10 protein-coding genes are annotated in these 12,848 nt (G+C 61.1%); 2 read left to right on the top strand and 8 right to left on the bottom strand.

What is annotated here, in order from left to right:
* Positions 1-307 precede the first annotated feature (307 nt).
* The gene (locus tag YA0848_RS26305) at positions 308-1,648 is read left to right on the top strand and encodes a hemolysin family protein (RefSeq protein ID WP_034101519.1); all 1,341 of its coding nucleotides are present in this window, start codon (positions 308-310) and stop codon (positions 1,646-1,648) included.
* A gap of 3 nt (positions 1,649-1,651) precedes the next feature.
* Here YA0848_RS26305 and YA0848_RS26300 read toward each other — a convergent pair whose 3' ends face one another.
* The 8 genes from YA0848_RS26300 to YA0848_RS26265 form a co-directional block, all read right to left on the bottom strand.
* A complete protein-coding gene (locus YA0848_RS26300) occupies positions 1,652-2,323 on the bottom strand; it encodes a peptidoglycan DD-metalloendopeptidase family protein (protein ID WP_169902304.1) in 672 nt (223 codons plus the stop codon).
* A gap of 96 nt (positions 2,324-2,419) precedes the next feature.
* Positions 2,420-3,334, bottom strand: coding sequence for a response regulator (locus YA0848_RS26295; RefSeq protein ID WP_034101521.1), 915 nt, complete (start codon positions 3,332-3,334; stop codon positions 2,420-2,422).
* Positions 3,335-3,502: 168 nt separating this feature from the next.
* The gene (phoU, locus tag YA0848_RS26290) at positions 3,503-4,264 is read right to left on the bottom strand and encodes a phosphate signaling complex protein PhoU (protein WP_034115469.1); all 762 of its coding nucleotides are present in this window, start codon (positions 4,262-4,264) and stop codon (positions 3,503-3,505) included.
* A 115-nt stretch (positions 4,265-4,379) separates the two neighbouring features.
* A complete protein-coding gene (gene pstB / locus YA0848_RS26285) occupies positions 4,380-5,213 on the bottom strand; it encodes a phosphate ABC transporter ATP-binding protein PstB (protein ID WP_016971675.1) in 834 nt (277 codons plus the stop codon).
* A 93-nt stretch (positions 5,214-5,306) separates the two neighbouring features.
* Positions 5,307-6,977 (bottom strand): phosphate ABC transporter permease PstA, encoded by a 1,671-nt coding sequence (pstA, locus tag YA0848_RS26280; protein ID WP_034101523.1) that lies wholly within the window; start codon positions 6,975-6,977, stop codon positions 5,307-5,309.
* Between the two features lie 15 nt (positions 6,978-6,992).
* Positions 6,993-9,026, bottom strand: coding sequence for an ABC transporter permease subunit (locus YA0848_RS26275; RefSeq protein ID WP_169867694.1), 2,034 nt, complete (start codon positions 9,024-9,026; stop codon positions 6,993-6,995).
* Positions 9,027-9,455: 429 nt separating this feature from the next.
* Positions 9,456-10,445: a phosphate ABC transporter substrate-binding protein PstS gene (locus YA0848_RS26270; protein ID WP_034101525.1), complete on the bottom strand. Its 990-nt coding sequence runs from the start codon at positions 10,443-10,445 to the stop codon at positions 9,456-9,458.
* Between the two features lie 271 nt (positions 10,446-10,716).
* A complete protein-coding gene (locus tag YA0848_RS26265; RefSeq protein WP_034115470.1) occupies positions 10,717-12,006 on the bottom strand; it encodes an MFS transporter in 1,290 nt (429 codons plus the stop codon).
* Between the two features lie 399 nt (positions 12,007-12,405).
* On the opposite strand from YA0848_RS26265, the gene YA0848_RS26260 reads away from it, so the two are divergent.
* Complete coding sequence (locus YA0848_RS26260) at positions 12,406-12,810, top strand: acyl-CoA thioesterase (protein WP_003176975.1); 405 nt, start codon at positions 12,406-12,408, stop codon at positions 12,808-12,810.
* Positions 12,811-12,848: the final 38 nt, after the last annotated feature.

Below are 12,848 nucleotides of genomic sequence, written 5' to 3'. Positions count from 1 at the left end.
CAGCCCAGCGCGGGGCAAGCCCGCTCTCCACAGAGTTATCTGTGAGCCTTTTAGATTTGTGTAGATACCTATGCCCCGATGACGGGAAGACAGTCAACTTATCCATAACTGATCCACCGCCATCGGGGGCAAGCCCCCTCACACAATGGATCTTCAGTGCCTTGGGAAGTAGATTCCACGCCCCGCCCCGCCCGGCACCGGGCACTAGGCAAGCGCCCCGTCAGCCGCTACATTGGCCGACTTGCGCCTGCCTTTCAGGCCCGCCTGACACCCCTTACTGAACACACGGAACCTGCACAACTCCATCATGGACCCTTCCCCTGGTATCACCCTCGCGACACTCTTCGCCGATTTCGGCATGATCCTCTTTGCACTGATCCTGGTACTGCTCAACGGTTTCTTCGTTGCGGCCGAGTTCGCCATGGTCAAACTGCGGGCCACCCGGGTCGAGGCCATCGCCCACACCAACGGCTGGCGCGGGCAGATCCTGCGCACCGTACACAGCCAGCTCGACGCGTACCTGTCGGCCTGCCAGTTGGGTATCACCCTCGCCTCCCTGGGCCTGGGCTGGGTCGGTGAGCCGGCGTTTGCGCACATCCTGGAGCCGTTGTTGGGCGCGGTGGGCGTTGAGTCGCCGGAAGTGATCAAGGGCGTGTCGTTCTTTGCGGCATTTTTCGTGATTTCCTACCTGCACATCGTGGTCGGCGAGCTGGCGCCCAAGTCTTGGGCCATTCGCAAGCCCGAGTTGCTGTCGCTGTGGACGGCCGTGCCGCTGTACCTGTTTTACTGGGCCATGTACCCGGCTATCTATCTGCTCAACGCCAGCGCCAACGCGATCCTGCGTATCGCCGGCCAAGGCGAGCCTGGCCCGCACCACGAACACCATTACAGCCGCGAGGAACTCAAGCTGATCCTGCACTCCAGCCGTGGCCAGGACCCGAGCGACCAAGGCATGCGAGTGCTGGCCTCGGCCGTGGAAATGGGCGAGCTGGAAGTGGTGGACTGGGCCAATTCCCGCGAAGACCTGGTGACTCTGGACTTCAACGCGCCGCTCAAGGAAATCCTCGCGCAGTTCCGCCGCCACAAATTCAGCCGCTACCCGGTGTATGACGCCGAGCGCAATGAGTTCGTCGGCCTGCTGCATATCAAGGATCTGCTGCTGGAGCTGGCGGCGCTGGACCATATCCCCGAATCCTTCAACCTGGCCGAGCTGACCCGCCCGCTGGAGCGCGTATCCCGGCACATGCCGCTGTCGCAGTTGCTGGAGCAGTTCCGCAAAGGCGGCGCACACTTTGCGCTGGTGGAAGAAGCTGACGGCAAGGTCATTGGCTACCTGACCATGGAAGACGTGCTGGAAGTGCTGGTCGGCGATATCCAGGACGAACACCGCAAGGCCGAACGCGGCATCCTCGCGTATCAGCCGGGCAAGCTGCTGGTACGCGGCGATACCCCGCTGTTCAAGGTGGAACGCCTGCTGGGCGTGGACCTGGACCACATCGAAGCCGAGACCCTGGCCGGGCTGATCTACGACACGCTCAAGCGCGTGCCGGAGGAAGAGGAAGTGCTGGAGGTCGAAGGGCTGCGGATCATCATCAAGAAGATGAAAGGTCCGAAGATCGTACTGGCCAAGGTGCTGCTGCTGGATTGACCGTCAGTTGCCCAACGCAAAGTTGGGCAACGCGCCCACCGGCTGGTTGAACTCATACGGGATCGACACCAGCCCCGCTTCGGTGGCGCGTTGAACCACAAAATGCAGATGAGGCCCGCTGCTGTTGCCGGTATTGCCGGACAACCCCAGCGGGCTGCCAACCACCACACGCTGACCCACCTTCACACTGACCGAACCCTGCCGTAGATGCAGATAGACACCCTGGGTGCCGTCGTCGTGCTGGACGCGCACGAAATTGCCCGACGCATCACCGCCCCGCCCCGCCTGCTGATTTTCGGTCTTCACCACCACACCGCCACGCGCGGCAATGATCGGCGTGCCCTCGGGCATGGCGATGTCCATGGCGTAGCGGCTCTTGGGGTCGGTATGGCTGAAGCTGCCGTTAGGTCCCTGAGTCAACCGGAACGGCCCGCCACGCCACGGCAACGGGTAGCGATAAGCATGCGGGGTGTCACGAGGTATGGGCACCTGCGGTAGCGGCCTGTGTACGCGCTCAACGCTGCGCTGCTGAATCACGAACGCTTGGGCGCCGGGGGTATGCCAGTCGCTGTAAATCACCACGCCATTGGCATCGATGGACTTATACAGCGTCATGGCCAAGGTCGACGGCGCGGCCGTTACCAGCGCGCCGCACAACAGCAGGCGAATGAACATGGCGTGCACCTGTCGGGATGACTGAACGGCAGGCTAACAAGGGTTCATGACAATCTTGTAGCCCGCTTACGACAGGTATTGCGCTGGTCCTACGGGTTACGCACCCGGCACAAAGTGCTTCTGCGCCGTGCCCCGTGCGATCAGGCGCGAGATGTAGTCCATCTTCTGCGCGTCCTGATCGATGAAGCGGAAAGTCAGTTGCAGCCAGTCGCTGTCCGGCCTCGGCTCAAAGGCGACGACGGCGTGCAGGTAGCCGTTAAGGCGCGCCACTTCGGCGTTGTCGCCTTGCTCCAGGTCCAGCACCGCGCTTTCCAGTACTTGCGGCAGGACTTCACCACGGCGCACCACCAACAGCGCTTCCTTGATGCTCAGCGCCTTGATGACGCATTGCTGGGTGCCGCTGGACAGCCGCAGTTGGCCCTGGCCACGGCCCGCTTGGGCAGATGCAGATGCAGATGCAGCCGGGGCTTTTACCGGCTGCGTATTGAGCAGGCCGCGATTGGGCGTCGCAGCGGCCGCGGGGGCAGCCTTGATGGCTTCGGGCTTGCCGCCGGTCAGGGCGCTGAGGGAGTCGTTGCCGAAAGCCGAATTCATCTTGGTCGGCGCACTGGCGACCAACGCATCGAGGCGACCGACTTTGTGCAGGGCCTGCTTGACCTTGTTCAGCAACTGCTCGTTGGTGAACGGTTTGCTGACGTACCCGGACACACCGGCCTGGATCGCCTGGACCACGTTTTCCTTATCGCCACGGCTGGTCACCATCACGAACGGCATGGCTTTGAGATGGGTCTGTTCGCGGCACCAGGTCAGCAGCTCCAAGCCGGACATTTCCGGCATTTCCCAGTCGCACAGCACCAGGTCGAAGGTCTCGCGCATCAGAATGGCCTGGGCCTTTTTGCCGTTCACCGCATCTTCAATCTTGATCCCAGGGAAGTAGTTGCGCAGGCACTTCTTCACCAGGTCGCGAATAAACGAGGCGTCATCCACCACCAATACACTGACTTTACTCATCGACCCTTTATCCTATAAAAACCGCGGCACGCAGAACGCCTAACTGATGGCATTTTGCCAAAACTCTGTAGTCACGTCGGGACTTTCTTTCACCCGCCGCGCAAATAATTCAGCTGCCACAAACAAAAACGCCCGACCAAAGGCCGGGCGTTAATTTCTCGGGCAACCTTACTTATCGTCAGTTTCGCCCGGAACATTAGGTATTTGATCGGTTGAGCCTTCAACTTCGGCTTTCATGCGTTTGAGCCCCATGTGCCGCACGTCGGTACCGCGCACCAGGTAAATCACCAGCTCCGAGATGTTGCGCGCGTGGTCGCCGATGCGCTCCAGCGAACGCAGCACCCAGATAATGCTCAAGACCCGCGAGATAGAGCGCGGGTCTTCCATCATGTAGGTGGCCAGCTCACGCAGCGCGGTTTTGTACTCGCGGTCGATGACTTTGTCGTACTGGGCCACGGACAGCGCCAGCTCGGCGTCGAAACGGGCAAAGGCGTCGAGGGCATCACGCACCATGTTGCGCACCTGGTCGCCAATGTGGCGAACTTCCACGTAACCGCGCGGCGCTTCGCCTTCTTCGCAGAGTTGGATGGCACGGCGCGCGATCTTGGTGGCTTCGTCGCCGATCCGCTCAAGATCGATCACGGATTTGGAAATGCTGATGATCAATCGCAGGTCGGATGCCGCCGGCTGTCGACGGGCCAGAATGCGCAGGCATTCTTCGTCGATGTTGCGCTCCATCTGGTTGATCTGGTCGTCGATTTCACGCACTTGCTGGGCCAGGCCCGAGTCGGCCTCGATCAGGGCGGTGACGGCGTCGTTGACTTGCTTCTCCACCAGCCCGCCCATCGCCAGGAGGTGGCTGCGCACTTCCTCAAGCTCGGCGTTGAACTGCGCGGAGATGTGATGGGTAAGGCCTTCTTTGCTAATCATGCGTTTGCTCCGCAAAAGCTGTAAGCCGCAAGCTACAAGCCGCAAGCTGATGTGTGTCGTTCCGTTGAACTGCTTTTACTTGCCGCTTGAAACTGGCGGCTTGCAGCTTCCCCAACTAGCCATAGCGACCGGTGATGTAGTCTTCGGTCTGTTTCTTTGCCGGATTGGTGAACAGGGTATCGGTGTCGCCGAACTCCACCAGCTTGCCCATGTACATGAACGCGGTGTAATCGGAAACCCGCGCCGCCTGCTGCATGTTGTGGGTCACGATGACGATGGTGAACTTGGATTTAAGCTCGTAGATCAGTTCTTCCACTTTCAGCGTCGAGATCGGGTCCAGAGCCGAGCAGGGTTCGTCGAGCAACAACACTTCCGGCTCCACGGCGATGGTCCGCGCGATCACCAGACGTTGTTGCTGGCCGCCGGACAAACCGAGCGCCGAATCGTGCAGGCGGTCCTTGACCTCATCCCACAGCGCCGCGCCCTTGAGTGCCCACTCGACCGCTTCGTCGAGGATGCGCTTCTTGTTGATGCCCTGGATGCGCAGGCCGTAGACCACGTTTTCGTAGATGGTCTTGGGGAACGGGTTGGGCTTCTGGAATACCATGCCCACCCGGCGACGCAGCTCGGCCACGTCCTCGCCCTTGCGGTAGATGTTGCTGCCATAGAGGTTAATGGCACCTTCCACGCGGCAGCCGTCCACCAGGTCGTTCATGCGGTTGAAGGTGCGCAGCAGCGTGGACTTGCCGCAGCCCGACGGGCCGATGAAGGCGGTCACGCGCTGCTTGGGAATGTTCATGCTGACGTCGAACAGCGCCTGCTTTTCACCGTAGTACAGGCTCAGGCCCGGCACTTCGATGGCCACGGTTTCTTGAGCCAGGCTCAGGCTCTGCTTGTCGCGACCCAAGGCAGACATGTTGATGCCGTGGGAATGGGTTTCATGTTGCATGGTCTCACTCCGTTCGAAGCTGCAAGCTTTTAGCTGCAAGCTGCAAGATTTGAGCAAAAGCGGCTTGTAGCTTGCCGCTTGTGGCTAATAGATTCAGCTGTCCAACGCCTTGTACTTCTCGCGCAGGTGGTTACGAATCCACACCGCCGACAGGTTGAGCGTGGCGATCACCAGCACCAGCAGCAGCGCGGTGGCGTACACCAGCGGTCGCGCGGCTTCGACGTTGGGGCTCTGGAAGCCGACGTCATAAATATGGAAGCCCAGGTGCATGATCTTTTGATCCAGGTGCAAGTACGGGTAGTTGCCGTCCAGCGGCAGCGACGGCGCCAGTTTCACCACACCGACCAGCATCAGCGGTGCCACTTCACCGGCGGCACGGGCCACGGCGAGGATCATGCCGGTCATCATGGCCGGGCTGGCCATCGGCAGTACGATTTTCCACAGCGTTTCCGCCTTCGTCGCGCCCAGGGCCAGGGACCCTTCGCGCACTGTCCGCGGGATCCGCGCCAGGCCTTCCTCGGTGGCTACGATCACCACCGGCACCGCCAGCAGCGCCAGGGTCAGCGAGGCCCACAACAGGCCCGGGGTGCCGAAGGTCGGCGCCGGCAGGGCTTCGGCGAAGAACAGCCGGTCAACCGAACCCCCCAATACATACACGAAGAAGCCCAGGCCGAACACGCCGTAGACGATGGCCGGTACACCGGCCAGGTTGTTCACGGCGATCCGGATAATGCGGGTCAGGGTGTTCTGCTTGGCGTACTCGCGCAGATACACCGCTGCCAGCACACCGAACGGGGTCACGATCATCGCCATGATCAGCGTCATCATCACGGTGCCGAAGATAGCCGGGAAGATCCCGCCTTCGGTGTTGGCTTCCCGTGGGTCATCGCTGAGGAATTCCCAGACCTTGCTGAAGTAGAAGCCGATCTTGGTCATGGTGCCCATGGCGTTCGGCTGGTAAGCGTGCACCACTTTGCCGATGCCGATTTCCACTTCCTTGCCGTTGGCGTCACGGGCCGTCAGCGCATCGCGGTTGAACTGGGCGTGCAGGTCGGCCAGGCGTGCTTCGATGTCTTGGTAGCGCGCATTCAGCTCGGCGCGGTCGGCGTCCATGTCGGCCTGGGCGGCGGCGTCGAGCTTGCCTTCCAGTTCCAGTTTACGGCCGTGCAGGCGGATACGTTCCAGGCCGGCGTTGATTGCGCCGATGTCGGTTTTTTCCAGGCTCTTGAGCTGAGCGGCCAGCTTGTTGACGCGGTCGACCCGGGCCTGCAGCTCCGGCCACGCGGCCTCGCCTTCTGCGATGACCTTGCCGTCCTGCTTGACGTTGACCAGGGTGCCGTAGAAGTTGCCCCACTCACGACGCTCAATCGCCATCAGCTCTTTAGGCTTGGTCTGGTCCTTCAACCACTCGCCGACGATCCAGGTGAAGTCGTTGCCGTTCAGGTCGCGGTTACCGACCTTGATCAGCTCGCGGGTCATGAACTCCGGGCCTTCGTCGGGCACCGGCAGACCGGCGCTTTTAAGGCGCTCGCGCGGCACTTCTTCTTTCTGCACCACTTCGCCTATGACGATGTGGTTGGCCTGGCCAGGCACGCTGTAGTTGGCCTGGATCAGGTCGGCCGGCCAGAAGTGGCCCAGGCCCCGCACCGCGATCACGGCCAACAGGCCAATGGTCATGATGACCGCGATGGACACCGCGCCACCGCTGATCCAGACGCCAGGGGCGCCGCTCTTGAACCATCCATTCAGGGAGTTCTGTTTCACAGACTTCTACCTTTCTTAAAGCGACGAGTATTTCTTGCGCAGACGCTGACGAATCAGCTCCGCGAGGGTGTTCATGATGAAGGTGAACAGCAGCAGTACCAGCGCCGAGAGGAACAGCACACGGTAGTGACTGCCGCCCACTTCCGACTCGGGCATTTCCACCGCGACGTTGGCCGCCAGGGTGCGCAGGCCTTCGAACAGGTTCATCTCCATCACCGGGGTGTTGCCGGTGGCCATCAGCACGATCATGGTCTCGCCGACGGCGCGGCCCATGCCGATCATCAGCGCCGAGAAGATGCCCGGGCTAGCGGTGAGGATCACCACGCGAGTCATGGTCTGCCACGGCGTGGCGCCCAGGGCCAGGGAGCCCAGGGTCAGCCCGCGCGGCACGCTGAACACGGCGTCTTCGGCGATGGAGTAGATGTTCGGAATCACCGCGAAACCCATGGCCAAGCCCACCACCAGAGCGTTGCGCTGGTCGTAGGTGATGCCTAGGTCGTGGGAGATCCACATGCGCATGTCGCCGCCGAAGAACCAGGTTTCCAGGTACGGGCTCATGTACAGCGACAGCCAGCCCACGAACAGGATCACCGGGATCAGGATCGCGCTTTCCCAACCGTCGGGTACACGCAGACGCAGGGATTCAGGCAGGCGACTGAAGATAAAACCGGCCACCAGGATGCCAATCGGCAACAGCATCAGCAGGCTGAAAATCCCCGGTAGATGCCCTTCGACATACGGCGCCAGGAACAGACCGGCGAAGAAGCCCAGGATCACCGTCGGCATCGCTTCCATCAGCTCGATCACCGGCTTGACCTTGCGACGCAGGCTCGGCGCCATGAAGTAAGCGGTGTAAATCGCCGCCGCAACGGCCAGCGGCGCGGCCAGCAGCATGGCGTAGAACGCAGCCTTGAGCGTGCCGAAAGTCAGCGGCGCCAGGCTCATCTTGGGTTCGAAATCGGTGTTGGCGGCGGTCGATTGCCAGACGTACTTAGGCTCGTCGTAGTTCTCGTACCAGACCTTGCTCCACAACGCGCTCCAGGAGACTTCCGGGTGCGGGTTATCCAGCAGCAGCGGTTGCAGCTTGCCGCCGGCTTCCACGATCACGCGGTTGGCCCGTGGCGACATACCGAACAGGCCTTGGCCGTCGACTACCGGGTCCACCAGCAGGGTGCGGTGCGCGGTGCTGTGGAACACACCGAACTTGCCGGAAGCATCCAGGGCGGTGAAGCCCTTACGACGTTCTTCGGCGGTGATTTCCACAATCGGCGCGCTGCCCATCTGGAAGGTACGGATCTGCTTGAAGCGCTGCTCGCCGTCCGGGTCGCGGGCCATGAACCACTGGGCCAGGCCGCCCTTGGAGTTACCGAAGATCAGCGAAATGCCGCCCACCAACTGCGTGCTGGCGGTGATTTCGGCGTTGCCATCTTCCAACAATTTGTATCGACCGTTGAGGCTCTTGTCGCGCAGGCTGAACACGTCGGCCAGGGCGCGGCCGTTGATCACGTACAACCACTGCTGGCGTGGGTCGATAAAGATCGCCTTCACCGGCTCGGTCATTTGCGGCAGCTCGATACGCTTCTGCTCGCTGGTGACTTCACCGGTCATCATGTTTTCTTCGCGGCTCAGGGTCAGCACGTTCAAGTACGAACCGGACGAACCAGCGGCCACCAACGAGGAGTCGGTGGCGTTGAGCGCGACATGCTCCAGTGGGCGACCGGCCTCGTCCAGCACGATCGGAGTTTCACCGTAGGGGTATTCGATCGCGGGGGTGATGGTTTTCTTACCGTCCGGGTAGGACACCTTATAGGTGTGGCGGAACACCATGGCCTGGCCATTGGACAAACCGAGGATCACCAACGGGCTGCCCGGTTGATCCTTACCGATGGACGCCACGCTCACACCGGCCGGCAGCGGCAGGTCGATGCGCTTGAGTTCGGCACCGGTGTCCACTTCAAAGAACAACGCCTGGCCTTTGTCGGAAACCCGCATGGCGACTTGATTCTGTTCTTCCAGAGAGATCAGCAACGGCTTGCCAGCGTCTTGCATCCACGCGGGCGTGAGCGCGTCTTCCTTGGTCAGCGAAGCACCTTGGAACAACGGCGCTACCACGTAGGCCAGGAAGAAGAAGATCAGGGTAATGGCGGCCAGCACGGCAAGGCCGCCGACCAGCACATACCAGCGAGTGAAGCGATCTTTGAGCGCGCGGATGCGGCGCTTGCGTTGCAGCTCAGGCGTATTGAAATCAATGCGCTTGGGAGGAGAAGTCGTCGTCATGGTGGAATTGGCCAGATCATTCATGCGCACACCCTAGCGATCCTGTATGACAGAAAGATGACAATGCAGTGACGCAGGAAATCCGCCGCGTAGCAGTGCTGGCAGCGGACTAGAAATTAGGAGGCGAGGTCCAGCTCCTTCGGACCTGCCCGGGCCTTGAACCCAGCCAAGCGGCGGGTTCAAGGCGATTTGACCGGTGGCTTACTTGCCGCCTTCTTTCAGACCCAGATCAGCCAGTGCCTTGGCGGCAACTTTGGCTGGCAGTGGGATGTAACCGTCTTTGACCACCACTTCCTGGCCCTGCTTGGACAGCACCAGCTTCACGAACTCAGCTTCCAGCGGAGCCAGAGGCTTGTTCGGGGCCTTGTTGACGTACACGTAGAGGAAGCGCGACAGCGGGTATTTGCCGTTCAGGGCGTTTTCTTCGCTGTCTTCGATGAACTCAGTGCTGCCTTTTTTGGCCAACGGTACGGTTTTCACGCTGGCGGTCTTGTAGCCGATGCCCGAGTAACCGATGCCGTTCAGCGAGGAACTGATCGACTGGACAACCGACGCCGAGCCTGGTTGCTCGTTCACGTTAGGCTTGTAGTCGCCTTTGCACAGGGCTTCTTCTTTGAAGTAGCCGTAGGTACCGGATACCGAGTTACGACCGAACAGCTGCACCGGCTTGTTGGCCAGGTCGCCGGTCACACCCAGGTCGCCCCAGGTTTTCACGTCGGCTTTAGCACCGCACAGGCGAGTCGAGGAGAAGATCGCGTCGACTTGTTCCATGGTCAGGTGCTGGATCGGGTTGTCCTTGTGTACGAACACGGCCAGGGCGTCCACGGCCACCGGAATAGCGGTTGGCTTGTAGCCGTACTTCTGCTCGAAGGCCGCCAGTTCGGTGTCCTTCATCTTGCGGCTCATCGGGCCCAGGTTGGAGGTGCCTTCAGTCAGCGCAGGTGGCGCAGTGGCGGAACCGGCAGCTTGAATCTGGATGTTGACGTTCGGGTATTCCTTTTTGTAACCCTCAGCCCACAGGGTCATCAGGTTGGCCAGGGTGTCAGAACCGACGCTGGACAAGTTGCCCGACACACCAGTGGTCTTCACATACGCCGGAATTGCCGGGTCAACACCAGCGGCCACCGCGTTGGCGGTCGCAACGCCAGCAGCGACAAACGTCATTGCCGCCATCAAACGTTTCAGTTTCATGCCTTGCTCCTAGCAGATAGGGATAGTTGGATCGGGGCCAAGTATCGGTAGGCCGTGTGAACACTCTATGTCTGGAATGTGACAATTAGATGAAAGGCCAGTATGGAACGAGGAGATCGAGCGCGGCGTGCAGGCCCCCTGAATACGGGGAATGTAAGGCGAGGGGTTAAGCAAGCGGACGGTTTTGAAATACCCTGTAATCGTTGTAACAATCAAACCCTGTGGCGAGCGTGCTCCCTCGCCACAGGTTATCGGTGCATATCAGCAGGGATCAGCGCCCACGCTTCCACAGATACCCACCCACCAAAATCCCCATCACACACAGCACGGCCACGTAGTACGCCGGGCCCATCGGGCTTTCCTTCATCAGCAGCGACACCACCAACGGCGTCAGCCCGCCGAACACTGCGTAGGCCACGTTGTAGGAGAACGACAGGCCGCTGAAGCGCACCACCGGTGGGAACGCTTTGACCATCACGTAAGGCACCACGCCGATGGTGCCGACGAACAGGCCGGTCAGGGCGTACAGCGGGAACAGCCAGTCGGGGTGGTCGAGAAGGCTGTGGTAGAGCGTCCAGGAGGTCGCCAGCAGCAACGCGCAACCGGCGGTCAGCACGCGCCCGGCGCCGAAGCGGTCGGCCAGGGCGCCGGAGGCGATGCAGCCCAGGCTCAGGGTCACGATGGCCAGGCTGTTGGCTTGCAGCGCCACGGTGGGGCTGAAGTGATATATGGTCTGCAGCACGGTCGGCGTCATCAGGATGACCACCACCACGCCGGCCGACAGCAGCCAGGTCAGCAGCATCGACAGCACGATGGCGCCACGGTGATCGCGCAGCACCGCGCGCAACGGCAACTCGGCGGCCAGGGTCTTGCGTTGCTGCATCTCGGCAAAAATCGGCGTTTCATGCAACCAGCGACGCAGGTACACCGACAACAGGCCGAACACACCGCCGAGCAGGAACGGGATACGCCAGGCGTAATCCGACACCTGTTCCGGGCTATACAGAGTGTTGATGGCAGTGGCCACCAGCGACCCCAGCAGAATACCGGCGGTCAGGCCGCTGGTCAGGGTGCCGCAGGCATAGCCGATATGCCGTGGCGGCACGTGCTCGGACACAAATACCCATGCTCCCGGCACCTCCCCGCCGATTGCCGCGCCTTGGATGATGCGCATCAGCAGCAATAACAGCGGCGCCCACAAACCGATCTGCGCGTAGGTCGGCAGCAAGCCCATGATCAAGGTCGGCACCGCCATCATGAAGATGCTCAAGGTGAACATCTTCTTGCGCCCCAGCAGGTCGCCGAAGTGCGCCATGATGATGCCCCCCAGCGGACGCGCCAGGTAGCCGGCGGCGAAGATGCCGAAGGTCTGCATCATGCGCAGCCATTCGGGCATGTCGACCGGAAAGAAGAGTTTTCCGACCACGGTGGCGAAAAACACAAAAATGATGAAGTCGTAGAACTCCAGCGCCCCGCCCAAGGCGGACAGCGACAGGGTTTTGTAGTCGTTGCGGGTCAGCGGGCGCGAGGGTTGCGCACTGCTTGCGGGCACGGAGGACATGGCAAGGCTTCTCTTATTAGTCAGAACGGCAGAACCCAAGTGCTGGCTGCGCCAGGACGGGTTCGGCAAGATAGCAAATCGCCTGGAAAAGCACATCAGAAGCACAGTTGACGGAAAAAGCCGCATTACAGCCGCTAAATGCCGACCAAATGAGCGCCGGGAGGTCGTCGCGGCGCATGGGTGTCGATATACTCGGCCCTTGCACGCGCCAGACCCGCAGTCTTGAGGGCTGCTGTGCCAAAACGACGTTGGCGCCACCCAGCCGCTTTGGCAGAGTTTCCCTTTAGTACGCCTTACGAGAAACGCATCAGGCGGGGTATGGTGCTGAAACGTTTTTCCAGAAGACGGCTATCCACTTGAAACACCCATGAAGCGTCACGGGTCAGAGGCACCCTCGGCATGATCGAACTCGAACAAGAAGATCCTATCCCGCAAGGCGATCTCGCCCTGCAAATCACTGCGCTCCCGCGTGAAACCAACGGCTTTGGCGACATCTTCGGCGGCTGGCTAGTCGCACAGATGGACCTGGCCGGCACCGCCATGGCCAGCAAGGTCGCTGGCGGGCGTGTGGCCACGGTAGCCATCGATCGTATGGCGTTTCTGGTGCCGGTGGCGGTGGGCGCGCAATTGTCCTTTTATACACAGGCCCTGGAAATCGGCCGCAGCTCGATCCAGATGATGGTCGAAGTGTGGAGCGACGACCCTCTGTCCAGCGAATGGCGCAAGGTGACCGAGGCGGTCTTCGTGTTCGTCGCCATCGACGGCAGCGGCCGCACGCGTTCGGTACCGTCGCGCGCGCGTTAAACCTCATCGGGTTTTGACGGTCAATTGCCCCATTACCT

This window comes from Pseudomonas sp. S4_EA_1b, assembly GCF_016307435.1.
GTDB lineage: Bacteria > Pseudomonadota > Gammaproteobacteria > Pseudomonadales > Pseudomonadaceae > Aquipseudomonas > Aquipseudomonas rhodesiae.
Note: the sequence above shows the minus strand (reverse complement) of the source record. Positions and strands in the feature narration are given on the sequence as shown.

Coding starts and splice junctions, on each gene's coding strand:
- YA0848_RS26305 (WP_034101519.1), top strand. CDS start 308: ATGGACCCTTCCCCTGGTATCACCCTCGCGACACTCTTCGCCGATTTC.
- YA0848_RS26300 (WP_169902304.1), bottom strand. CDS start 2,323: ATGTTCATTCGCCTGCTGTTGTGCGGCGCGCTGGTAACGGCCGCGCCG.
- YA0848_RS26295 (WP_034101521.1), bottom strand. CDS start 3,334: ATGAGTAAAGTCAGTGTATTGGTGGTGGATGACGCCTCGTTTATTCGC.
- phoU (WP_034115469.1), bottom strand. CDS start 4,264: ATGATTAGCAAAGAAGGCCTTACCCATCACATCTCCGCGCAGTTCAAC.
- pstB (WP_016971675.1), bottom strand. CDS start 5,213: ATGCAACATGAAACCCATTCCCACGGCATCAACATGTCTGCCTTGGGT.
- YA0848_RS26275 (WP_169867694.1), bottom strand. CDS start 9,026: ATGCAAGACGCTGGCAAGCCGTTGCTGATCTCTCTGGAAGAACAGAAT.
- YA0848_RS26270 (WP_034101525.1), bottom strand. CDS start 10,445: ATGAAACTGAAACGTTTGATGGCGGCAATGACGTTTGTCGCTGCTGGC.
- YA0848_RS26265 (WP_034115470.1), bottom strand. CDS start 12,006: ATGTCCTCCGTGCCCGCAAGCAGTGCGCAACCCTCGCGCCCGCTGACC.
- YA0848_RS26260 (WP_003176975.1), top strand. CDS start 12,406: ATGATCGAACTCGAACAAGAAGATCCTATCCCGCAAGGCGATCTCGCC.